The organism is Haloarcula sp. Atlit-47R (genome assembly GCF_003665985.1).
GTDB classification, from domain to species: domain Archaea; phylum Halobacteriota; class Halobacteria; order Halobacteriales; family Haloarculaceae; genus Haloarcula; species Haloarcula taiwanensis.
In genome coordinates this window covers 133,577-157,976 of record NZ_QPLQ01000005.1, presented here as the reverse complement: position 1 = coordinate 157,976, position 24,400 = coordinate 133,577, and the positions used below count along the sequence as shown (strand labels likewise).

Below are 24,400 nucleotides of genomic sequence, written 5' to 3'. Positions count from 1 at the left end.
GACTCTGTCCGCTCCTGTATAGTACCACCAAGCGTCCGATCGCTGGGACGCAACATCGGGCTATAGAGTACCGAACCGAAACCCTCCTGCATTAGCGTGTCGAGACTGAAACTAGCGATATGCGTTCCCGACGACACGCGTCCGCTCAGGTGGGTGAGTCCGGTGGCTAACGACGCACTTGTTCTTTTGTTCATGATTGCGATCGTTCTGGTAGTCATGATTGTGACCCTTATTGGTGGGTTCTATCTGGTTAAGTATCTCGTCGAGCGCACGTTCAATTCGTAAGCGTGGCTCACCAAAGCGCTCTAACTAGCTGACACTTTAATTACCATCAGTAATTCCGATGGACGCCCCAGTGATGTACTCGGAACAAGTAAACTGCATATGACTATATGAATTAAGGGACAATCAGTCCTGCACAGGTTCGGAACGTGGAACCTACAAACCGAGATATTTCTAATATTTATTATAGGGAGTTAATACCTCATGAGTTATTGAAGCGCCCCAAGGCTGTAGATCAGCAAACAAACAGCGTCAACTAATGCCAGTTTCTTAAATAATATGCCCTGTGAAATCCTCGTTGGGTAACACACTCCTGTCCCGTTCCAGTCAATACAATGATTGTAACTCAAAGGCCAGAAATGTCACAGGTTGGCCGAGACCCACTTCGGGGTTGAAACTAAAGGCGTCAAAAGGATACACTACCGATTGTCAGCCGTTGGGTCGGCTTCCTCATTCACCAAGCGATACACTCCGAGCACTAATAGGACTATCCCAGCGAGCCCAGCCCCGTAGCCGAGTGCATCCACGAGGCCACAGAGTTTGCATCTTGAGGCGGTGATTATACTGTATACCGTCCCGTTTTTTTCCACAAGGGCAGTGGCCGATGTGTCTCCAGTTGGATACTCGAAATCTGGCGGTGACTGATACACCCGAATAAATTCATCAGCACGAAGTCCTTGGTCAAACAACTCTTGGCCCCCCTCTGAAAGGTCACTGTACCTGAGCACCTCATCATCGGGAGAGACAACCGATTCATCCACCTCCGTGACGAGAACTTGGGTTCCCGTATCGGGGGCAACAAAAAGGAGTAGGCCAGATATGACGAGTGCTGCTACTCCAATTATAATGAGAGCCCGGCCGCTGAATCGAAATCCTGCTGGTGATCCCATTTTGTAGCCTGTCTGGAATGAATAAAGTATGTTTTCTAGATTCCTAATACGTCAGCTGAGGTAGCAAGCGTATCTTCTGTGCAAGAACTTATATCGGTTATGGCACCGTTGGCCTCCTGTTCGGGATTACCCGAGCGGTTGTCGCAAGGTGGTGGGTTCCCCGATGCGATAGCGGTTGCATACCAGATTTGTGCTGGTGATGCGTTATTGTGTGAAGTGATTTCACCAAGAGAGTGGTCCTTGGAATGAGCTTGGGAACAACCGCTGACGGTGTATCAATATTATCCACCAGAGGCGAGTGGAGGGCATTGTGGATGACAGTGAGCTCAAATTTATCATTTCGACCCACTAGACGCGACCGCGTAAGTTCCGGGTTCATCCGAAATCGGTAGTAACACGTCCGGTATTTCGACCTTTTTTTACGATCATTCTTCTGTAAATCGTAGTTCTCTGTATCGATTGTGCTGGCGAGCAATTGTTTCTGCAGCTAGTAGCTCGAATCCCGGCTTCTCTCCCTGTTTGTCTGTTATTACCCCTACCCTCAGAATCTGTGAGTCCGTATTCGGATTGGAGATCCGCCCCCCAGTAGAAGGCATCTGGTGTAGCATGTCGGCAGCGATCTGAACGGACCGAGCCGGGATAGTTCATCCTCGTGGCGAGGATATCTCTTCTCACGAGCCACTCGAATTCAGCGTTAGGCTCCCGTGAAAACGATGGCTGTCAACCGAAACCAGCGATGTATGGTCGACCGACCCGGACTTCCGCTAGAACACCTGTCAGTCTCGGTTTCTTCCGGTCGCTACGCCCAGAACCGTCGTCTCAGCGTCGAAATACGCCGGCGCGTCGGTTTCGATTTCGAATTCAAGAACGGTTTCGAGATCGCCAGAGTCTTCGGCGAATTGCTCTGCAAGATCTGTATATCCCTCAGCGAGTGTCCGGTATTCCTCTATTGTTGCCTGTTTCGATTGCGCTCGCTCCTGCTTAGCCTCGATTTCGCCGATAGTAGCTTCCGTATCACTGTCGGGGCGCTCGGAACTCTCGGTCAATGTCGCGCGAGCGTTGGCAGTGTCCTGTTCGATTTCTTCGAGCAAATCGGAGAGCACCGCGCTCTGTCGATCTATGTGACCCGCAAGAATCGCAGCCTGTGTTCGACAGTACTCGGCGAGTTCAGCCCGTGAAATATCGCCTACGTCGTCGCTCATTGAATGCGGTACGTCGCCAGCGCGAAAGTCGGTTTCGGTGAAAGCGGCGACGCGGGTTACTCTTCTTCCTCTTCACCGAGACTCTGTGACGGACCACCCGAGAAGACGAACTCGTGTTCGGCCTCGGTTTCGAAGCGGTTCAGGATGTCACCGAGTGGCTTCGCGTAGCGTTTGAGCTGTTCGGCCCGCGAAGACACCTCGTTGAGCTCTGCGGCCTGCTCTTCAGCTGCGCCAGCGACGGTCTGAGTCTCGGCCATCATCTGGTCACTCGTTTCAGCGGCCGACTGCAGTGTCGTTGCAACCGTTCGGAACCGGTCAAGTGAGTCACCCAGATCGATGTCCGGATTGTCCGCGTCCAGTTCTTCTAGCGTGTCCACGAGGGTGTCGAGGTCCTCCGAGATGGTAGCGAGACGATCCTTCTGATCGTAGGCGTCGTCGGAGATTTTCTGTGTCGATTCGGCGACCTGCTCGGACGCGTCACGGACTGACTCCGCACTGGACAGAACGACATCCCCGGATTCCGCGACTTCATCGGCGAAGCTGTTGAGCTGGCCGATTGTCTTTTCGAGTTCGTCGACCATACCGTTGAACTCGCTGGCGATACGATCCATCGATTCGTTCTCGCCGTCGGTAGCCATCCGCTCGGTGAGGTTTCCAGCGGCCGTCTCCTCCATCACGTCGGAGAACTCCTCGGCCTTCTTCTGGAGATACTTGTTGACTTCGAGGGCTTCGGCCCGGGAAACTTCCGCCTCTTTCTGTGCACGCTCGGCCTCGTTGATCTGCTGTTTGAGCGCGTCACGCATACCAGCGAACCCGCTGTACAGGCGGCCCACGTTGTCGATGCGGCTGGTAGCGATATCGACGTCGAGGTTCCCCTGTCGCATCTGGTCCGTTTTTCGGGTCAGGCGGTCAATCGACGTCGCCGTGTTGTATCCGAGTATCGCACCGACACCCGCAATGAGCAACACCATCAGTGCCGTCCCGATGAGCCCGTACTGTTGGACGTTCTGGACGAACCCAAATACCGCAGAGTTGGGCGCGTGCACGAGGACGACCCAGTCCGTTCCCTGTATCGGTGCGTAGCCGACGGTGTAGCGTTCGCTGAGGACGTCGGCCGCCGGCATGTCAGCGATGACGCCGGATTGCTGTTCCGAGGACCGGAGGTCGTTTGCCTCGCTGATCGGCGCGGTAGCGCGGCTGTTCTCGCTGTACGACTGCAGCATATTCTCCCCGAGGCCACGGCTCCCGTCTCTGGGCTCGTCGATCATGACGACCGCCGACCCGTTGACGACTTGCGTAAATCCACCTTCGGCCCTGTTGTTCCCCTGTAGCGAGTTCGCAATCTCGTCGAGTGAGTATTCGATGAGTATATACCGGTTTTGCGAGGCATCGACAGGGCTGACAAAGCCAACGACTGGGCCGGAGTTTGTCTGATACACATCGGAGACGACGACATCGCTTGCCGTCTCGAAGTCGGTACCGGCAAGCCACCCCCTGCTCGTCGATTCGAGGGGTGAGTTGGTCAGTACCTGTGAGTTAGATGTGCTGGCGACAACTTGAGACTGGGCGGCGTTTCGTTCGATCAGATGGATATCAGCAGCGTCTGCCGACAAGGCGGCTTTCCGATTGTTGAGTTCGATATTGATATCGTCGGCACCGCTACTGGCCCAGATGTCATCTGAGGAGACGAATTGAGTCGATAGACGGTTTCGGTCTACCCACTGTGACAGGATGTCCGCTTCCTGTGCGGCGGCGTTCTGGTAGTCACTCAGAACCTGTTGTTCAGTGTAATCTCTGACTTGTTCTGTCGCGGCAAGGCCGATGAGCCCAACCGACAGCGCCATGATGAAGAGAACGATGCCGAATTTGAGTGCGAAGTTCCGCCGGATGAAATCCGGGACAACTGTCGCCAAAATCCCACCGGAGGCGTTCGAATCGGTCTCTGAACTGTCTGGTATCTGTGTGTCTCCTGAACTCATAGTTAGTTTCCTCCAAGCGAACAGTTCGCCGCTGGGTCGCTATCGCACGCGTACTGTACGTCCGCTGGTTCCCCGACCAGCTCGTAGTAGGTACCATAGGATTGCTGTATCTCCGACTTTCCTCTCACAACCGGCACCTGACGCATCGCCTGATGATCACAAGCTCGAAGCGTCTGCGGTCCGAGGCCGGCGTCGTACTCGTACCCTTCGAGCGCTCTGATGACATCGATCGGGTTGAACGTTCCCGCGCGCTCGACTGCGCTGGCGTATTGCAACGTTTGCGTATATGCGATATGTGCTGGCCCTGATGGAGTGGCTGATTTCGAGGAACCAGTCGAACTGCCGTACTCCTTACGGAACGCCTCTCGGAAGGTATTGGACAGCGGCGAGTTGATTGCCGGACTCCAGGCGACAGTTCCGATAACGCCCTCTATCGCATCGCCTGCGGTCTGGGCAATATCCTTCGAAGCCATCGGAAGAACGATATTCGACTCCGGGAACTCATCTCGGAACGCCCGGAGTGCGTTTACTGCGTCAAGGCCCCCGAGTCCAAGCACAATCACGTCGAAATCGACCGATTTGATGTCTGCTGCGTACTGGGAGTAGTCGCTTGTCCCGACCTGTGCGGTCGTGTCCCAGACAGGTGCCCAGCCGATATCTCCGAGGGCTGCATCCATATCATCCCGGAGCGTCTGTCCCCAGTCGCTGTCCTGAAAGATTTTGACGTAATTGACGTCGTCTCCGAACTCGGTACTGAGTGCCGGGGCCAGCGCCTTTGCCGCCATGCGGTTGTTGAATATCTCGCGGAAGGAGTACCGGTTACAGTCGGCCCCCGTCAGCGAGTTTGTGTTGGCCATCGTCGCCATGTACACGACTTGGTTCTTCGCGGCTACCTTCTGATTAGCCAGGCCGGAACTGCTGGACGTACCGCCAGCAAGCATAATCACTTCCTCGCTATCAACAAGCCGCTGTGCGTTACGCCGAGCGGTATCTGAATTGCCACCCGTGTCTTCGACAGCGAATTCGACATCCTTATCGAGAAGACCGTCACCGTCAAGAGGCGACTCGTACTTCTCGCTCGTTACCCACCCACCGCCGTTGTTAATGTGCTTGACAGCGAGTTTGAACCCCCGGAGTTCCTGCTTGCCGGCAGTTGAGTACGCCCCAGAGGAAGCGATGTTGAAACCAAATGTCACCGAATCCCCGGACACCGGAAAGTTTCCAACCGCTGTTGGGGTCGGTGTCCCATCTCCATCTGTTCCGGCCTCGCTGCCACCACAGCCTGCAAGTCCGGCCAACCCGGCCGCACCAATCGAACGGAGTAGGTTCCGCCTAGAGACCGACGGTCCACCTCCATCTCTCCCTGAATCCATACTGCCGTGTCTTAATTAGTATAGCACATAAACTTTTGGAGAAAACTTATACTGCCTATAAGCTATGGCGAAAAATACGAGCTGACGCGCTCCACTGCAGTAAGGAGAGACTAACAAAGCCGTCTGGCGGCTGGTTCTCCGGGATTTATACCCAGTCAGTGAGCAACGTCGGATATGACGGAGTTAGTTACGTTCGGTGAGACAATGTTGCGGTTGTCGCCACCCGACGACGAGCGACTGGAGACCGCAGACCAGTACACTGTCAGAGCAGCCGGCGCAGAGTCAAACGTTGCGGTCGCTGCGCAGCGGCTTGGACTCGATGCACTGTGGGCCTCAAAACTCCCCGATTCGCCGGTCGGTCGACGAGTCACAGGAGAACTCAAGCACCACGGCGTGTCGGTCGATATCGCTTGGGACGACGCGGACAGCGCCCGACAGGGAACCTACTATCTAGAACAGGGTAGTCCACCGCGTGGGAACGATGTCATCTACGACCGTCAAAACGCCAGTGTCACAACCGCCACACCGGCGGAGCTTCCAACCGAGACTATCGCAGACGCCGCGGGGTTCCATACCTCGGGTATCACACCGGCGCTGTCGGAGACGCTCAAATCGACTACTGCTGACCTCCTCTCGCTCGCACAGGACGCGGGTACGACCACGAGCTTCGACCTGAACTACCGCTCGAAGCTCTGGACGCCAGCCGAAGCCCGTTCAGTCCTGACCAAGCTATTTCCGTCTGTCGACGTGCTCGTCGTCGCAGAACGGGACGCGAACGTCGTGCTGGACCGGACTGGCGACCCGGAAACGATTGCTCAGGACCTTGCTGCCGAGTACGGGTTCGAAGCGACAGTGGTCACTCGCGGCAGCGACGGGGCGCTCGCGCTCGCTGACGGGACCGTAACGGAGCAGCCGACCTTCGAGTCGACCGATGCACATCCGGTCGGCACTGGCGATTCCTTTGTCGGCGGCTTCCTCTCGCAGTACCTCTCCGGTGGCTCCGTTGCGGATGGGCTTGCCTGGGGGGCCGCGACGGCCGCACTCAAACGGACGATTCCGGGCGACATTGCCGTTGTGTCCCCCGACGAAATCCGCTCGATTCTCAGCGGCGACACGGAAGCGATTTCGCGGTAGCTACGCCGTCCAGCAAGCTTCTTATCCCTTCGCGGGGAACGGCAGGATATGATTAACTATGAACGCTGTAAACTGTGGCTCCCCGGAGACGGAGGTCACAATGCGTAGCGCGAAGATCGTCTGTACTCTCGGTCCCGCGTCGGATTCAGTCGACGACATCGCGTCACTTGCAAAAGCCGGGATGTCCGTTGCCAGACTGAACGCGAGCCACGGTTCGCCGGAACACCGCCGTGAGATGATTGATCGAATCCGTGAGGTAGACGAAGCGGTCGAGGAGCCGGTCGCGGCCATGCTTGATATGCCAGGACCGGAGGTCCGCACCGCAGAGATCGACGAACCGATTCAGCTCACGGAGGGGTCCACCATCCGGTACGTCGTCGGTGACGACGCGACACCGGAGGAGGTCGGTCTCTCGCAGTCGATTACCGCAGTCGAGCCGGGTGATCGCGTGCTGCTTGATGACGGACGCATCGAAACGACTGTCGAGCGCGTCGATGATGATACAGTGTTTGCGGCCGTTGAGAACGGCGGCAAGCTGTCCGCCCGCAAAGGCGTCAACGTTCCCGGTGTCGAACTCGACCTGCCGACCATCACGGAGAACGACAGACAGGAACTCGACGTGGCCGCCGAGAAAGAACCCGACTTCGTGGCCGCGTCGTTCGTCCGCGACGGCGAGGACATCTACGAGATCAGCCAGGCCCTCGAAGAGCGCGGCGTCGACATCCCCATCATCGCCAAGATCGAACGAGCCGGGGCCGTTGAGAACCTCGATTCGATCGTCGACGAGGCCTACGGCGTGATGGTCGCCCGCGGTGACCTCGGCGTCGAGTGCCCGCTCGAAGACGTGCCGATCATCCAGAAGCGCATCATCCGCCGGTGCCACGAGGCCGGCGTGCCGGTCATCACAGCCACCGAGATGCTTGACTCGATGGTTCACTCTCGGCGGCCGACTCGTGCAGAGGCATCGGACGTGGCAAACGCAGTTCTTGACGGCACGGATGCAGTGATGCTCTCTGGCGAGACGGCCATCGGCGACCATCCGACCCGCGTCGTCGAGACCATGGACCGGATCATCCGTGATGTCGAGGGCAGCGAGGAGTACGCCGAGTCCCGCGAACAGCGCGTGCCAAACGCCGGTGATACCCGAACGGACGCGCTCGCGCGCTCCGGTCGGTTCCTCGCCCGCGACATCGGCGCGTCGGCGATTGTCGCGGCGTCCGAGTCCGGCTACACCGCGCTGAAATCGGCGAAGTACCGGCCGTCGATCCCCATCGTCGCGTCGACGCCGAGCGAGCGCGTCCGCCGGAAGCTCGCGCTTTCGTGGGGTATCACGCCCGTAACGACCGAGTACACTACCGAGGGCGCTGACGCCGTCATCCAGACGGCAGTTCAGGCGGCCCTCGACACCGAGGCCGCGGACAGCGGTGACACGGTCGTCGTCCTCTCTGGAATGATGACCGAACTGGAGGGGATGAACACGGCGAATATGCTGAAAGTCCACGTCGCGGCCGAAACGGTCACCAGCGGTCGCTCCATCGTCGACGGGTTAGTGACCGGTCCTGTCCATCGGATTTCGACAGCACCGCCCCGGGAGTCGCCGGGCGATCTCTCAAACGTCCCCGACGGGGCGATCTTGGCTGTTCCGGAGGGATTCGACGGCGAATTCGTCGGCGACACCAGCCACATCGGCGGCATCATCGACGGCCACGAGGGTGTCACGAGCTACGCGGCCATCGTTGCCCGTGAGCTTTCGATTCCGATGATATCGAACGCGGACCTGCCTGATACGGTCTCCGACGGGGCGACTGTCACACTGGATTCCGAACGCGGCGTCGTCTACGAAGAGGCCGTTGGACGAGAGGACATCTCGGGCAGAGAGCGAGACTACTAATCGCAGTAGAATCTGTGTAGTTAAGTATCGGTGGGGCAACCCTTCGACCAGCATGGGCGCTTACGCAGGGGTCGACCTCGGAGCGACACATATTCGGGCTGTTATCGGTGACGAGACGGGCTCGATAGTCGAGTCACACAAAACTGAGACACCGCGTGGACCGGCAGGTATCGCGGTCACGGAAGCGGTCCTCGACGCGATTCGGCAGGCCTGCGACGCTGCTGATATCGCCCCGACAGACGTGATTGCCGCCGGTATCGGGTCCTTCGGTCCGATGGATCTGGCTGAAGGCGTCGTGGAAAACCCAGCAAACCTTCCAGACACCATCGACCGGATTCCGCTGACCGGGCCGGTCGAGAACCTCATCGGCAGCGAGCGGGTCTCGTTGCACAACGACGCCAACGCCGGCGTCATTGGCGAACGGTTTTATTCGGACCGAAGCCCCGATGACATGGTGTATCTCACTATCTCCTCCGGAGTCGGCGCTGGAGTCGCTGTCGACGGGAACATCCTCTCAGGCTGGGACGGCAACGCCGGGGAAGTCGGCCACTTGACGATTGACCCGCACGGGTTCATGACCTGTGGCTGCGGACACGACGGCCACTGGGAAGCGTACTGCTCGGGCGAGAACATCCCGCGGTATGCCACACAGCTCCACCGAGAGGACCCTGTCGAGACGGCACTCCCAATCGAGACAGAGGAGTTTTCTGCGGCGGATATCTTCGAGTACGCCGGCGAAGACGAGTTCGCCTCACACGTTCTCGATCAGATTTGTCACTGGAACGCAATCGGCGTTGCTAACATTGTCCACGCGTACGCGCCCCTCGTGGTTTACGTTGGCGGGGCCGTTGCGCTCAATAACCCTGAGCAGGTGCTAGACCCCATCCGGGACCGACTTGATGACATGGTGATGTCGAACATTCCGGATATCCAGTTGACGCAGTTTGGCGACGATGTCGTGGTTCGCGGCGCACTGGCGTCCGCGCTGACTGGCGGCACAGGCGACCCGTCACAGCGCGTCTGAAAAGCGTCGACAAAACCGCACCGTCGCGTTACTGTTGCAGGTCGTACAGCCGCCGGAAGGCCGTCGGAGGGAACCGCGGCTCGACACGGCTCGGCGGACGTCCCTGCCCGTTGGTGACTGTCGCCTCGACACGGTCGACGACGCCGGATTCCGCCATTTCATAGAGGAACCGCTTGACGGTCCCGGCGGAGAGCTCGACTGATTCTGCCGACGCAATCGCCTCAGTCGTCGCCGTTACCGAAGAGCGTTCGCCCTCCTCTAAGTCGATGAGTTCTCTGAGGACCGCCTGCCGGTTCGTCGGCAGAGAGAGGACGACGCCCAGCGACACACAGGGGTCGGGAACTTCCCCGATAGCCGCGTCGACGTTGGCCTGTGTGATGCGGTCCTGACCCCGCTCCTCGGCTAACTCTGCAGCAATAAACAGCGCGGCAAGGGCATCGTGGGCGTTTCCGTCTGCCCAGTCGGCGATATGCCTCGCCAGACTGTGGTCGAGCCCCTGCTGAGCCAGCCCGTTCGAAGCTCTGGTCATCAACACGTCGACGAGCATCTGCCGTTGATAGCGGTCGATACTGATCGACTCCGCGGTGTACCGTGTCAGTTCAGTCGCCGACGGGTCGTCGCGACCGATAGCCAGCCAGCTGACGTTGCTCGGTAAGCCAGCAAACAGGTCAACGAGGTCCGGTGCCTGGATACTCTCCGGTTCGCTGATGTGGTCGACTGCAATGACGATCCCCGTGCGTTGCTCTCGGACGAGGTCGTGGAGCCGTGATTTGAGCGTCTCCGTCCCAATTCCGTGTTCCGGCACCGATTCGTCAACGAGTGCGTCCAAGATTGCGTGGTAGAACGCAAACTCGCTTGCGGTCTCTCTGGCGTTCACATAGACGAACGACGGAGAGGTCGGTGGCTGTGCACGGGTCGTCGTGTGGATGATCGCCTGTTGCTCCGTCGGGAGCTGTTCTAAGTTGGCGAACAGCGCCGTGATAACCGCGGACTTCCCTGAACCGTGGGGGCCGTACACGTACGCGTTGGGCGGAAGCTGGCCATCGAACACCGGATCGAGGTGGTCGAGCAGCCGTTCGAGGACCGGACCTCGGTCGGCCGGCTCCTCTATGTGGACGACCGGTGAGATGGACTCGTAATCCTGAATGAGCCGTGGCTCACCGTTCCGGCGTTGTCGACGCTTGATTCTCGCTTCAATGTCCATCGTTCAGAGAGATATGTGTTATAGCGTTTGGGACGGGAATATAGAGGTACCGCTTTAGAGCATACCCAGGGCCGGGACCCAGGAGGTGCCGCCAAAGACGCCCACGACAGCGAGGATAAAGACGGTCAACGTCGCGACAACGATTGCCGCTGCGGGCGGGTCAAAGTGGGTGTCCGAGTGTGCGTAGAACACGCGCTGGACGACCTCACCGATGAGTGCGCCGTAGGCACCGAACACGCCGGCAACGAGGATGGCGATGACGGCGGCCATCGTACCCAGCTCTGGCGCACCGCCGAAGACGGCCAGCGCGGCCGTGCTTGCGGGCAAGGTCATGTGGTGGGTCACCGGAATCTTCTCAACGCCGAGGTTGAGGAATGTTAGGCTCGCTGCGGAGATACCGAAGCCGAGGAACGCACTGCCGGTCTGGATAGCGATCCAGCCACCAAGCAGGCCGGCGACGAGGCCGATCATCGCGACGTTCGCCCACCGGTACTGGTGGGGCAGCCACGGCTCGACGGCAAGGCGGTACGATTCCGCCACGCCGCCGTCAGTCGCTTCGGCACCGCCACCGTCCGTTGCCATCCGCTTCTCGCCGTTCTCGAACGGCGACATATCGAGAATGTTCCGACTGCCAGCGCCGATCAGCGGGTAGCCAAACGCGATGCGGTGGGCGACAGCCGACAGAACGACGCCCAGCGCAATCGGGTCCCACGGGAGCAAAAGTCCACTGGACAGTTGTTGGACAACCATCCCGAAGATACCGAACAGGCCACCGACTGCGAGGATGTCCGGTCGCGTCCCGAGCGCGTAGGCGATGTCCTTTGCGGGGTGGTAGTCGCCGTCGTCCGGCTCGTACATCCCATCGCTCTTTGCGGCGTACGCGGCCGCTGCGGCACCGCCCGCGAAGGAGATGTGTGGGCCGAAGACGGGACCGAACGCGATAGCGCCGGTCACGCCGGTCGCCAGCCCATCAGCGCCGAGTTCTCCGAGTTGGCCGACGAGGCTGCCTCGGAGAATTGCGACTGCCTGCCCGGCGATGACCATGAAGCCGGTGAAACAGAACGCCGGGAGCGCGCCGACTGCTGCGCCGAAGGCACCGCCCGCGAAGGCGGCGATTATCAGCAGTAGGAGATCCGGAACTCCCATACCGAAAACGGGAATTTGGAGCGGAAGGGTCTCTATCATGGATTACTCCTCCTGTGCCCAGTCGCGGGAACGGTCGACGGCGTCGTCCCAGCGAGCGTACATCTTGTCTGCCTTCCCGGAATCCATCTCGGGCGAGAATTCCTCGTCGATCTGCCAGTTGTCCCGGAGTTCGTCGACAGTGTCCCAGTACCCAACAGCGAGGCCGGCGGCGTATGCTGACCCGAGGGCAGTGGTCTCGTCAACCTGCGGCCGAGCGATGTCCGTCTGGATGATGTCGGACTGGAGCTGACAGAGGAAGTTGTTCTTGACGGCACCACCGTCGACTCGCAGCGTCGTCATCTCGACGCCGGAGTCTTCTTCCATCGCTTCCGCGAGGTCGCGGGTCTGGTACGCGATAGACTCTAGAGTCGCACGCACGATGTGCTCCTTTCGCGTGCCGCGAGTCATCCCGACAATGGTCCCGCGAGCGCGCCCGTCCCAGTGCGGAGCGCCGAGACCAGTGAAGGCCGGAACCATGTAGACACCGTCGGTTGAGTCAACCGAGCGGGCCAGTTCTGCGGTCTGGGCGGCGTTGTTGATGAGGTCGACGTCTTCGAGCCACTCGATGGCCGCGCCGGCGATGAAGATGGAGCCTTCCAGCGCGTACTGAACGGGTTCACCGGACATCTGGAAGCCGACGGTCGTCAGCAGGCCGTTGTCCGAGGCGACTGCTTCGGAGCCGGTGTTCATCAGGTAGAACGCGCCGGTCCCGTACGTGTTCTTCGCATCACCCTTATCGAAGCACGTCTGGCCGAACAGTGCGGCCTGCTGGTCACCCAGCGCGCCCGCAACGGGGACTTCCTCTTCGAGGAAGCCGTCCGCGTCGGTGTGGCCGTACAGACTCTCGTCGGAAGACGGGCGGACTTCCGGAACCATGGACTTCGGAACGCCGAACTCTTCGAGGAGTTCGTCGTCCCACTCCATGTCGTGGATGTTGTACAGCATCGTCCGCGATGCGTTCGAGACGTCCGTGATGTGGTTGCCGGTGAGCTTGTAGATGAGCCACGCGTCGATGGTCCCCATCAGGAGCTCGCCGTCTTCGGCCCGTTCGCGGAGGTCAGCGCCGCGCGAGCTCTGCATCTTGAGCGGTTCCGCGTTGTCGAGGATCCACTCAGTCTTTGTCGCCGAGAAGTAGGCGTCACATTCCAGCCCGGTCTTCCCCCGGATCCACTCGACCTTGTCCTCTTCCTGGATTTCCTCGACCCGGTCGGTGGTTCGGCGGTCCTGCCAGACCAGCGCGTTGTGGACCGGTTTGCCGGTCTCCTTGTCCCAGACGATCGTCGTCTCGCGCTGGTTCGTGATGCCGAGTGCCTCGAGCTGTTCGGCACCGACACCTGCGTCCGCCAGCCCTTTCGTCACGACTTCCTGCGTGTTTTCCCAGATTTCGACGGGGTCGTGCTCAACCCAGCCGGGCTCCGGATAAATCTGTTCGTGCTTCTCGTAGGCGTTCGCAACGACCTGGCCGCTGTGGTCGAATACCATGAAGCGGGTACCGGTCGTTCCCTGGTCGATCGCGCCAACGTATGTGTCTGCCATTGTTGTGTTCTCCGTGGTGGAGGTAGCTTATTTATGAAAGCTACCACCTTGCCAGTAAACAACATAGTGAACCATTATAAAGATTACTAATGGTGATGTTTGGGGAGTAAAGAAAGGCCGGGACGGCGCTACCGTCCGGAATTGTACCGCTCAAGCTGCTTTGTGACCTGTGTGTCGAGGCGGTCAAGTGCAGACGGAACCGAATCAGGCCCATCCATACTGTCGACGGCATCTTCGATGATTGTTCGAACCGTATCGAACGGTCCGATCTGCGCGCCCCGCGTTGCAGTGGTATCGCGCGTCTCCATGAGCTGGTCGAACGCCGTTCTGTAGTGGGGGTTCCGGTCAAACCAGTTGTCGGCCCGGAGCCGTGGAATCGTCTCCTCGTGGACCGGGAAGTACCCGGTTTCCTGGTGCCACCGTCGCTGCTGGGCTGGTTCGGTAAGCCAGGTGAGGAACTCCCCGACAGCGTCGTGTACGGCCCCGGAAACTGCATCGCCGACCCAGAGGGATGCGCCGCCGACGAGTACACCGGTCCGGTCGTCGAGCACTGGGAGCTGGCTGGTTCCGACATCGAAGTCGGCGCTACGTTCGATACTGTTCAGCGACGACGTCGAGCCGATGAGCATCGCGGCGTTCTCCTCGGCAAAGTGGGTCCGAGCCGCCCCTCTGGCTTCGATTCCGGGGTCGTGGTACAGTCCGTCCGCTTCGAGGGTCTGCCACCATTCGAATAAGTTGTGGGCGAACTCCCCGTCAAGATAGCTCTCTGTCGGCGACCCGGACCGTCCGTTGTTCTCGTCTACGAGGAGCTGGTCAGCTTCGGCAAACCACTGTTCGACGAACCACGAGTAGTTCGCGAACGTGATACCAGTGTCCACGCCACCCCGGTCGACGAGCGTCTCAGCTGCGCTCCGAACGTCAGCGAGGGTTTCCGGCGGCGAACTGGGATCGAGCCCAGCCTGTCTGAACGCGTCCCGGTTGTACGCCATCACCGGGTTCGACGCATTGAACGGCAGCGAGTGGAGCGTCCCGTCGAAACGGTAGTAGTTCGTCACTGGATCGAGCAGCGCGTCGATGTGAGCGCTCGGGAGCAGTTCTTCGACCGGGATGAAATGACCGCTATCGCGCGCACGCGTGGTGCCAATCTCGAATATCTGTGCGATCGCCGGTGGGTCACCGTTTTCAGCGGCGTTCAGCGTCGCATCGAGAGTCCCGCGATAGCTCCCTTTCGACCGCAGCGCGAGACTGATCCCGTCGGTCTGTGATTCGAACTCGCGGACGAGGTCTTCCAGCAGTAACGCCTTCTCGCCGCCCATCGCGTGCCAGAATTCGACGACAGTTCCGTCCGTGGTCGCCGCCGCCGAACCGGTCGCCAGTTCGAAGGACTCCAGCGACGCTTCAAGCGATTCAGCCCGCTCGGTAAGCGTGGAAACTCGCGTCGAGACCTCTGCAAGTTCCGTTGTCTGGTCCGCTGCGGCGTCGGCGGCGACAGCTGCCTCTTCGGCTGTCCGGGCGCTGATATCCTCGACATCGTCGACCATCGACACGACTTCTTGTGTGGAGTCGGCCTGCGTATCCGTCGCATCGTCAATCTCCTGGACGCTCGAATCGACCTCCTCGACCATCGAGACGACGGAATCCAGTTCATCAAGCGCACTGGCGACTGACGAGCGGGTGTCTTCGACACTCTTCCGGGTATCGTACATCTCCGAAACCGTCGCGTCAGCCTGTTCGTGAACCTCCTGGATAGACGCTGCAATCTCGTCAGTCGCTTCCTTCGTCTCTGTTGCGAGCGATTTGACCTCCTCAGCCACGACGGCGAACCCGTCGCCGGATTCCCCTGCTCGGGCCGCTTCGATGTTGGCGTTCAGTGCCAACATATTGGTCTGGTCCGCGACGTCCGTGATGAAGCCCACAATCTCCTCGATGTCAGACAGCAGGTCGTTCAGTTGTTCGACCTTGTCGACGGTCGCTTCGGCGTTGTCAGTCAATCGGTCGAGCGTCGTCATCGCCGAGGACGCCGACTCTAGTGCGGATTCGCCCCGAGCGCTGGCTTCGCTTGACGTGTCCGCAACCTCGTTTGCGGCGCTCGCTATCTCCTCAATCGTCGCCGAGAGGTTCCGCATCTCGTCGGAAATCGACTGTATCTCGTCGCGCTGCTCGTCCGAACCAGCCGAAATCTCGCCGACAGCACCGCTCACATCCCGGCTGGCGGACTTGACCGATCCGAGACGGGTGTCGACCTGTTCCGTTGCGGCGGTCACCTGTTCGCTGAACGACGCCATCCGATCGACAGTGTCAGTCCATTCCCGGAGCAGTTCCTCGTATGCGTCGTACAGCGGCTCAGCCGCCTCAGCTGGTGGCTGTCCGGGTTTTGCGGTCAGGTCGCCGTTAGCGTTCGCCTTGGCAACAGACGTGAGACGGTCGACAGTGGTTTCGAGCGCCTGGCGGTCTGCCCGCTCCTGTTCGAGTTCCGCCGCCAGTTGCTCACATCGTGCTTCCAGTTCCGCCCGTTCAGGGTCGTTTTCGGTCTCTGCGTCCTTCTGGAGGGCTTCTGCTGACGGCGGTTCAGTCTCAGACTCGTTTCCATCCCGCCCCTCTGTGACGCCGCCGTCGGTGTGCTCCCTGTCAGGCGGGCCGTCTTCTGAATCAAGTGGGTTCCATTTACTCATTGTCGCTCCCGTTGGCCGAACGACCAACACGCTCTCGGGAATAGTCCACTATCAAAATATATAATAGTTACTGTCGAAACGGTAGGAGTGATAATTAATACGCGAGCGCGGTTTCCATTCTACAACGTCGTCTCTAGTACGCCAGTATTTGAAAATATGGAGTTATCTCTCGAATTTGAGAGGATGTGGTCAACCACTACCTGGCCAATCAGCGAAAAATAATATGCTGTGCGTTCACAATTAACAGTAGGTGTCACGGTATTCCTCATGATTACATAGAAAATTTACTGTCCAAGCACCAGCAACGGTAAAGTGAAGTGTGTGCGCTCCAAAATCACGGAAAGATAGATGGGACCGACACCACACATCGCCGTCATCGGTGGCGGCTCGACTGGGGCGGGCATCGCGCGGGACCTCGCGATGCGCGGGCTCGACGTGACCCTCGTAGAACAGGGGAATCTAACCCACGGGACCACCGGTCGAATGCACGGGCTGCTCCATAGCGGCGGGCGATACGCCGTCTCGGACCAGGCCAGCGCGACCGAGTGTATCGAGGAAAACCGGGTACTGCGTGACATCGCAAGCCACTGTGTCGAAATGACCGGTGGCCTGTTCGTCAAGCGACCTGAGGACTCCGAGGAGTATTTCCAGAAGAAGCTCAGCGGCTGTGAGGAGTGCGGCATCCCCGCCGAAGTCGTCTCGGGCGAAGAAGCCCGCGCGATGGAGCCACACCTGGCGAAGGACATCGACAAGGCAATCAGCGTTCCTGACGGGGCCATCGACCCGTTCCGGCTGGTCGTCGCGAACGCCGCGAGCGCACAGGAACACGGCGCGCGCATCGAGACCCACTCCAAAGTGACCGACCTCCTCGTCGAGAGCGGCGAGGTCGTCGGCATCGAGGTCGAACACGACTCCGGCCCCGGCAAGCGCGTCCACGGCACGGAGGGCGGAACCGAACAGATCCGCGCTGATTACGTCGTGAATGCAACTGGTGCCTGGGCCGGCCGCATCGGTGACATGGCCGGGCTGGATATCGAAGTTCGCCCCTCCAAGGGTGTCATGACCATCATGAACATCCGTCAGGTCGACACCGTCATCAACCGCTGTCGACCGAAGGGCGACGCGGACATCGTCGTTCCCCACGAGACGACTGCGATTCTGGGGACGACTGACGAGGAGGTCGAGGACCCCGAAGACTACCCCGAGGAGCAGTGGGAGGTCGACATGATGATCGACACCCTCTCGGAGTTGGTTCCGATGCTCGACGAGGCGCGGACCATTCGCTCGTTCTGGGGCGTTCGCCCGCTGTACGAACCGCCGGACGTCGGCAGTGACGACCCGACCGACATCACGCGGGACTTCTTCCTGCTCGACCACGACGAGCGCGACGACCTCCCCGGCATGACCAGCATTGTCGGCGGGAAGTTCACGACCTACCGGATGATGGGCGAGCAGATAAGCGACCACGTCTGCGGGAAGTTCGGCATCGACGCCGACTGCCGGACCGCCGACGAGCCACTTCCGGGCAGCGAGGACTTCTCGGTGCTCCGAGACTACATGGACGAGTTCGGGCTGCGCTCGCCCATCGGTCGGCGGAGCGTCGAGCGACTCGGCTCCCGGGCCGACGAGGTACTCAAAACGGACGGCCCGAACCCGACCGTCTGCGAATGTGAAGGCGTCACCCGCGCCGAGATTCAGGACGCTATCGAAGGGTCCGGCTCGGACCTCAACGCCGTCCGCATCCGCACCCGCGCGTCGATGGGCAACTGCCAGGGCGGCTTCTGTTCCCACCGGATGGCGAGCGAACTCCACTCGGAGTACGACGAGAGCATCGTCCGCGAGGCCTGGGATGAACTGCTCCAGGAGCGCTGGAAGGGCCAGCGCCACGCCCTCTGGGGCGAACAGCTCTCGCAGGCGGCGTTGAACTACGCGTTGCACGCAACGACACAGAACCGCGATCAGGACCCGGCGGACGGCGAGCCGGTCGACTTCTCGGCGTTCGACACCGGCCACAGTCAGGCGGGCGGCGTCGACAGCGCGGACGTGGCCGCCGACGGAGGGACAGATGGCTATTGAGTCAGAGGTACTCGTCATCGGCGGCGGCCTCGGCGGACTGACCAGTGCGCTGGCGGCCGCCCGAGAAGGAGCCGACGTGCGACTGGTTTCCTACAAGCAGAGCACGCTTCGCCAGGCGTCTGGCCTGGTTGACGTGCTCGGCTACACGCCAGACGGCGACGGCCCACTGACCAACCCGTACGAGGCGATTCCGTCGCTCCCGGAGAGCCACCCGTACCGGAAAGTCGGCGTCCAGACGGTCCGTGACGCGCTGTCGCTGTTTGACGACGCGGTCCCGACCTACGAAGGCGAACACACGGAGACGAACGCGCTCTTGCCGACCCACGGCGGGAGTATCAAGCCGACCGCCCGCTACCCGGCTGGAGCCAGCGCCGGCCTCGCTAGCGACACCCGCGACACGCTGCTTGTCGGCATCGAGGAGATGGTCGACTTCGACGCCCCCCACGTCGCTGCCCATCTCGACGCGACGGGCGTCCCGTTCGATGTCCGCGGCGAGACGATCCGATTCCCGGGCGACCTGCGCGCGGACGCGAAGGTCACCCGATACGCCAAACTGCTCGATACCAACAGCGAGGTGGCGGTCCGCGGGCGCATGGTCCCGGCCCGCGAGGCGCTGGCACAGCGCGTGAACCCGTTGCTGGAGGACGAGGATCGGGTCGGGTTCCCGGCAATTCTCGGCGACGACAATCCCGGCGCGATCCGCGACGCACTGGGCGACCGCCTCGGCGTCGACGTGTTCGAAGTCCCGATGGGGCCGCCGTCGCTGCCCGGCCTCCGCCTTGAGGACGCGCTGTTTGCGGCGCTTGACGAGGCCGGGGCCAGCATCGAGACCGGCAACCCCGTCGTCGACTTCGAGGGCGAGGACCGCATCGAGAAGGTATTCATCGAGAAGAACGGTGCGAAGATTCCCAACAGCGCCGACCAGTACGTCCTCGCGACCGGCGGCTTCGTCGGCAAGGGCGTTGAGTCCGACCGCGAGGGTGTGTACGAACCTATCTTCGATTGCCACGTCCCCCACGCCGAGGACCGTTACGACTGGTTCGAGGGCCAACTGTTTGGCGACCACGAGTTCGCCCGCTACGGCGTGGCGACCGACGACGACCTGCGCCCCCTCGACGCGAGTGAGCACAGCGAGTTCGAGAACCTGCGGGCCGCCGGCTCCGTGCTTGGCGGGTACGACTTCGCCGCCGAGAAGTCCGGTAGCGGGGTCTCGATTGCAACAGGCTACGCGGCGGGCCAGCGCGCCGCACAGGAGGCACGATGAGTGACGCTGAAACCCCACCAGAGACAGAGTTTGACCCGGTAGCACCGAATACAGGCGAAGAGTTCGAACCAGTTGATGTCTTCCCCGACAGCGACGACTTCGACCTCCGTCCCGGCGCGGACTCCTGTTATAAATGCTCGACCTGCGACACGAACTGCCCTGTCGCGGAGGTCGACGACGACTTCCCCGGCCCGAAGTTCCAGGGTCCCGAACAGTGGCGGCTCAAGCAGTCCGACGACGACTACACCGTCGACGACTCGGTGATGGACTGCTCGAACTGCATGCGCTGTGACAACGCCTGTCCGTCTGGCGTCCCGCTCAGCCAGATGCACAACACCGCTCGCGGGGAGTATGTCAGCGAGCAGATGGACAAACTCTCCGTCGAGTACATCCGCAACCGCATTCTGGCGAACTACCGCACCTCCGCGTTCTTTGCGAGCAAGGTCCCGCGGTTGGCCAACTTCGCCATGAACTTCGGCCCGGCCCGCTGGGTCATGGAGAAGACACTTGGCGTCACCAGCGAGCGCGACTTCCCCGAGTTTGCACGGCAGACCTTCCGCGAGTGGTGGGCCGACCGCGGCGGTCAGGCGGCCTCGCGTGAGAACGCGAGGGAAGCGCGCGAGCGCCGCGGACTCCCCGAGGACGCCGACAAGAAGGTCGCGTATTTCCACGGCTGTTACTCCAATTACAACACGCCGGAGGTCGGCAAGGCCATGGTCCGGGTGTACGAGGAGTTCGGCTACGAGGTCGTCGCGCCAGAACAGAAGTGCTCTGGGACGCCGATGTTCGCCAACGGGATGCTCGACGACGCCCGCCGCCACGCCGAGACCAACGTCTCGTCGATGTCAGAACTCGTCGACGAGGGCTACCACGCCATCGCCTCCTGTACCTCCTGTTCGATGGCGCTCCGACAGGAGTACCCCGAACTGTTCGACATCGACGGCATCGACAAAGTGGCGGAGAACACGTTCGAAGCCGTCGAGTACCTCCGCATCCACGAGGACCTCAAGGGCGAAGTGCAGGCGGCTGACGTGGACGGCGAGCTGGCCGAAGAGTTCGCCTACCACGCCCCGTGTCACTCACGCAACCAGGGGCTTGATCGCCAGGCCGTCGAACTGTTCCGCGACCTCGACGGCGCTGAAGTTGAGGACGTGGGCGACTCCTGTTCCGGCATCTCGGGAACCTACGGCTGGAAAGAGGAAAAATACGAGAAGTCGATGGAAATCGGCGAGGAGATGTTCGAGCACATGGAACACGCCGAAGGCGATACCGGTATGACCGAGTGCCCGACCTGTGCGATGCAGATGGAACACGGGAGCGGATACGAGATCCGCCACCCGCTCGAACTCCTTGAAGCCGCGCTGGTCGAGTAAGTACCTCCTACTCTTCGCCGCGGACGAACGTGACTGGGCACGGCGCGTTCAGCATGACTTCCTGTGCGGTGGAGCCGAAGACGGCCTTGCCGGTCGGCGAGCGCTTGCGGCCGCCGACGACGACGAGGTCCGACTCCGTCACCTCTGCGAGGCTGACGATCTGTTCGCCATGGTTGCCCACGGCACCCCGGACCTGCGTCGACAGACCGGCGTCGTCGAACCGTGAGACAAGTTCCCGGACGGTTGTGTGGCGGTCGGCGACTTCGTCGGGGTCGGCTTCGCCGGTCGATTCGAATTCGAGCCTGTCGACAACGCCGTCGTACTGGTCGTCGGTGAATACGTGTGCAACGATGACCGTCGCGCCGGCCGGACTCGCGATATCAAGCACGGCGTCAGCGAGTTCGTCGATTCGGTCGGCGTCGTTCGGTCCGACTGCGAGAAGAACGGTTTCGAGTGCCATACCGGCTACTCCGGGGGCAGACGCCTAAATCCTTCGATGGGTACTACTTTCGTAGTAAGTTATTCCAGCTATGCCGCAGCCGGTGACGCTCAGTGGCTCACCCAGTGTTTTTCATTCCGGCCGCGATGCCCTGGACGGTCAGCCGCAGGGTCCGGCGCTCGGTTTCGGTCCGGTGGGACTGCTTGAGCAGGCGGACCTGCAACAGGTTCAGCGGGTCGACGTACGGGTTCCGGCGCTCAAGGTTCTCCTTGAGCCAGTCCCGCGAGAGGAGCCCGTCCTGCCCAGTGATTTCGAGCACCTTCTCGACAGTGTCCTCGTACTCCTCGACGATTCGCGGGTAGATACGCTCGCGGAGTTCGGGGTCGGCGAGGTCGGCGTACTCCTCGGCGATTCCGAGGTCGGTACGGGCGAGTGCCAGCGACGCGTTGTCGAGTTTCGTCCGGAAGAACGGCCAGTTCTCGTACATCTCCTGTAGCGTTTCCATATCGCCGCCGTTTTCTAGGTATGCGTCCAGCCCGGTCGAGATGGAGTACCAGCCGGGGATGATACAGCGGGCCTGCGTCCAGGAGAACACCCACGGGATGGCACGGAGGTCCTCGACGCTGCGGTCCTCGCTGCGGGAGGCCGGTCGCGAGCCCATGTTGAGGTTCTCGATGACGGTGATGGGCGTCGCCTGCTCGAAGAACTCGACGAAGCCGTCGGTCTCAAGCAGGTCCTGATACTCGTCGCGGGCAGCATCGGCCGCCGTCTCCATTGCGTCCTCCCACTCGTCGGGGATCTCCTCGACCGGCTCCTCGATGGCGTTTTTCCGCGCCCGAATCTGGGCGTTGAGCATCTGTTCGAGGTTGCGCTCGGCGATGTCGTGGTTGGCGTACTTCTCGGCGATGGCCTCGCCCTGCTCGGTGAACTTGATCTGGCCGGTCACCGTCTCGTTTGGCAGGGCCAGCATGGCGTCGTTCATCGGACCGCCACCGCGAGAGATAGAGCCGCCGCGGCCGTGGAACAGACGCATCTCCACGTCGTAGTCGTCCGTGATGTCCGCCAGACGCTTCTGGTTGTTGTACAGCGACCAGTTGGCGGCGAGGAAGCCGTTCTCCTTGTTCGAGTCGGAGTAGCCCAGCATGATTTCCTGAATGTTGTCCCGGGCCTCCAGTGCCTGAGAGTAGGCTTCGTTCTCGAACAGCGTGCCCATGATGCGGCGCGCGCCCGAGAGGGCGTACTCCGATTCCAGCAGCGGCACCACGTCGAACCCGCAGTAACCGGGCAAGTCGACGATGTCGACCTGGTCAGCGAGGAACAGAACTTCAAGCGCGTGGCTGGGCTCCTCACACCACGAAATGGCGTAGGTGTCGATAGCGTCGATGCCGAACTCGTTTTGCCAGTCGGCGGTGGCGCGGAAGCGGTCGAGGACGCGGGTAGCATCCTCCGAGAGCCCCTCGGTGTCTTCCATGTCGATGACGGGGTTGTCCTGCAGAATCGCTTCGGTCAGGAACTCGACGCGCTCGTCCTCGTCCATCGCCGCGTAATCGATGCCTTGCCGGTCGACAGCCTCGGCGATGGCGTCGGTGTGCATCTTCCGGTGGTCGCGCAGATCGAGGCTAGCGAGGGTGAAGCCGAATGTCTCGACTTTGCGGATCAGCGGGTCGACGTGAGCCTCTGCGATGACTTCGGCGTCGTTCTCCCGAAGACTGTCGGCGATGACGCGGAGGTCGGTCAGCAGTTCCTCCTCGTTCTCGTAGCCGCCCTGACGAACGTCGCTGACCCGGATGACGGATTCGCGCATCAGCCGGAGCTTCTGGCGGTAGGGCTCGTCCGGATAGCGTTCCTCAGCCTCCGCGGCGATGCCGGGGAGCCTGGACTTGTGCCGGTCCAGTCGCTCGTTGAACAGCGCGTCGGTCGCGATGTTCGAGGCGTCCTGACTGAGCACGCCGGAGAGTTCCTTGAGCTTGTTGCGGTACAGCGGCAGGACGGTATCGCGCTGGCGCTCTAGGGTCTCCTCGGTCACCTCGGTGGTGACAAACGGGTTGCCGTCACGGTCCGAGCCGGCCCACGAGCGGAACTCGTAGAGGGTGTCGATATCGATGTCCTCGTCGTACACGTCTTCGAGCGTGTGTTCGAGTTCGTCGTACACCTCGTCGATGACATCGAACAGGACGTTTTCGAGGTACCACTGCACGTTCAGTGCCTCGTCGGTGACCTCCGGCCGGCGGTCCCGTACCTGCGGGGTCTGCCAGAGGCTTGTCACTTCGGCGTCGAGATCCCGCTCGATACGATTCTGTTCGCGTTCGGTGAGTCGCCGCTCGTCGAGTCGTTCGATGTCACGGGCCACTGACCGGAGCTTCGCCTTCACTGTCTTCCGGCGGGCTTCGGTCGGGTGGGCCGTGAACGTCGGCTGGATGAGCACGTCTTCGAGGACCTGCTCGAACTCCTCCGGGTCCGCGCCGCGTTCGGCCAGGTCCCGGACGGCTTCCTCGACGCTGTCTGCCAGCACGCCTTCCTGACTGCCTTCTCGGATTTCCCGGACCCGTTCGCGTTCCTCGGCGAGATTGATAAGTTCGAAGTAGGTAGTAAACGCGCGTGCGACAATGTCCTGCGTCTCCGGATTCAGCCGGTTCAGTGCCCGGTGGACCTCGTCCCGCGTCTCGGCGTCCCCGCGCCGGTAGTCGATACACGAGTTCCGAATCGTTTCTACCGTTTCGAACGCTTCGGTCGAGGTCTGTGCCTCCAGCACTTCGCCCAGGAGCGCACCCAGCTCCCGTACGTCCTGGTTTATCTCTCTGGCGTGCAAAGTCATACCACTTCATCCAGAACCGAGCCCTAAAACACTATTGAAACGGTGTATCAGGGATAGACGT

General features: G+C 60.9%; 16 protein-coding genes. 6 read left to right on the top strand and 10 right to left on the bottom strand.

Annotated features, from left to right (window positions below; translation table 11 throughout):
* Positions 1-701 precede the first annotated feature (701 nt).
* The 4 genes from DVK00_RS17745 to DVK00_RS17730 all read right to left on the bottom strand — a co-directional run bounded on the left by DVK00_RS17745 (position 702) and on the right by DVK00_RS17730 (position 5,564).
* Positions 702-1,172 (bottom strand): hypothetical protein, encoded by a 471-nt coding sequence (locus DVK00_RS17745; protein ID WP_101349851.1) that lies wholly within the window; start codon positions 1,170-1,172, stop codon positions 702-704.
* A gap of 776 nt (positions 1,173-1,948) precedes the next feature.
* Entirely contained in the window at positions 1,949-2,374 is a 426-nt protein-coding gene (locus tag DVK00_RS17740) for a hypothetical protein (protein ID WP_101349852.1), read from the bottom strand.
* Between the two features lie 56 nt (positions 2,375-2,430).
* Complete coding sequence (locus tag DVK00_RS17735) at positions 2,431-4,353, bottom strand: methyl-accepting chemotaxis protein (RefSeq protein ID WP_121578129.1); 1,923 nt, start codon at positions 4,351-4,353, stop codon at positions 2,431-2,433.
* A 2-nt stretch (positions 4,354-4,355) separates the two neighbouring features.
* A complete protein-coding gene (locus tag DVK00_RS17730; RefSeq protein ID WP_101349854.1) occupies positions 4,356-5,564 on the bottom strand; it encodes an ABC transporter substrate-binding protein in 1,209 nt (402 codons plus the stop codon).
* A gap of 336 nt (positions 5,565-5,900) precedes the next feature.
* Here DVK00_RS17730 and kdgK1 point away from each other — a divergent pair, with 336 nt between their 5' ends.
* The 3 genes from kdgK1 to DVK00_RS17715 all read left to right on the top strand — a co-directional run bounded on the left by kdgK1 (position 5,901) and on the right by DVK00_RS17715 (position 9,775).
* Positions 5,901-6,860, top strand: a complete 960-nt coding sequence (kdgK1, locus tag DVK00_RS17725; protein ID WP_121578128.1) for a bifunctional 2-dehydro-3-deoxygluconokinase/2-dehydro-3-deoxygalactonokinase — start codon at positions 5,901-5,903, stop codon at positions 6,858-6,860.
* A gap of 100 nt (positions 6,861-6,960) precedes the next feature.
* Complete coding sequence (gene pyk / locus DVK00_RS17720) at positions 6,961-8,751, top strand: pyruvate kinase (protein ID WP_121578139.1); 1,791 nt, start codon at positions 6,961-6,963, stop codon at positions 8,749-8,751.
* Positions 8,752-8,803: 52 nt separating this feature from the next.
* Positions 8,804-9,775 (top strand): ROK family protein, encoded by a 972-nt coding sequence (locus DVK00_RS17715; protein WP_101349856.1) that lies wholly within the window; start codon positions 8,804-8,806, stop codon positions 9,773-9,775.
* A gap of 28 nt (positions 9,776-9,803) precedes the next feature.
* On the opposite strand, the gene DVK00_RS17710 is transcribed toward DVK00_RS17715, so the two are convergent.
* The 4 genes from DVK00_RS17710 to DVK00_RS17695 all read right to left on the bottom strand — a co-directional run bounded on the left by DVK00_RS17710 (position 9,804) and on the right by DVK00_RS17695 (position 16,372).
* Entirely contained in the window at positions 9,804-10,979 is a 1,176-nt protein-coding gene (locus DVK00_RS17710; protein ID WP_121512453.1) for a Cdc6/Cdc18 family protein, read from the bottom strand.
* 54 nt (positions 10,980-11,033) lie between these two features.
* Positions 11,034-12,125, bottom strand: a complete 1,092-nt coding sequence (locus DVK00_RS17705; protein WP_199722479.1) for a hypothetical protein — start codon at positions 12,123-12,125, stop codon at positions 11,034-11,036.
* A gap of 42 nt (positions 12,126-12,167) precedes the next feature.
* Positions 12,168-13,700, bottom strand: a complete 1,533-nt coding sequence (gene glpK / locus DVK00_RS17700; protein ID WP_121537697.1) for a glycerol kinase GlpK — start codon at positions 13,698-13,700, stop codon at positions 12,168-12,170.
* A gap of 128 nt (positions 13,701-13,828) precedes the next feature.
* Positions 13,829-16,372, bottom strand: coding sequence for an extracellular solute-binding protein (locus DVK00_RS17695; protein ID WP_121578126.1), 2,544 nt, complete (start codon positions 16,370-16,372; stop codon positions 13,829-13,831).
* 348 nt (positions 16,373-16,720) lie between these two features.
* Between DVK00_RS17695 and glpA the strand changes: the two genes are divergently transcribed.
* Genes glpA through DVK00_RS17680 form a run of 3 tightly spaced genes read left to right on the top strand, consistent with a single transcriptional unit; the run spans position 16,721 to position 21,085 of the window.
* Positions 16,721-18,448 carry an anaerobic glycerol-3-phosphate dehydrogenase subunit GlpA gene (gene glpA / locus DVK00_RS17690; protein WP_101349861.1) on the top strand — a complete coding sequence of 576 codons (1,728 nt, stop codon included), beginning with the start codon at positions 16,721-16,723 and terminating at the stop codon, positions 18,446-18,448.
* Entirely contained in the window at positions 18,438-19,712 is a 1,275-nt protein-coding gene (gene glpB / locus DVK00_RS17685; RefSeq protein WP_101349862.1) for a glycerol-3-phosphate dehydrogenase subunit GlpB, read from the top strand. Before glpA ends, glpB begins: the two co-directional genes overlap by 11 nt.
* Positions 19,709-21,085: an anaerobic glycerol-3-phosphate dehydrogenase subunit C gene (locus DVK00_RS17680; RefSeq protein ID WP_101349863.1), complete on the top strand. Its 1,377-nt coding sequence runs from the start codon at positions 19,709-19,711 to the stop codon at positions 21,083-21,085. The genes glpB and DVK00_RS17680 overlap by 4 nt, the downstream gene beginning before the upstream one ends.
* A 7-nt stretch (positions 21,086-21,092) precedes the next feature.
* On the opposite strand, the gene DVK00_RS17675 is transcribed toward DVK00_RS17680, so the two are convergent.
* Positions 21,093-21,545 (bottom strand): universal stress protein, encoded by a 453-nt coding sequence (locus tag DVK00_RS17675; protein WP_121537701.1) that lies wholly within the window; start codon positions 21,543-21,545, stop codon positions 21,093-21,095.
* 97 nt (positions 21,546-21,642) lie between these two features.
* Positions 21,643-24,339, bottom strand: coding sequence for a phosphoenolpyruvate carboxylase (ppc, locus tag DVK00_RS17670; protein ID WP_101349865.1), 2,697 nt, complete (start codon positions 24,337-24,339; stop codon positions 21,643-21,645).
* Between the last annotated feature and the right edge of the window lie 61 nt (positions 24,340-24,400).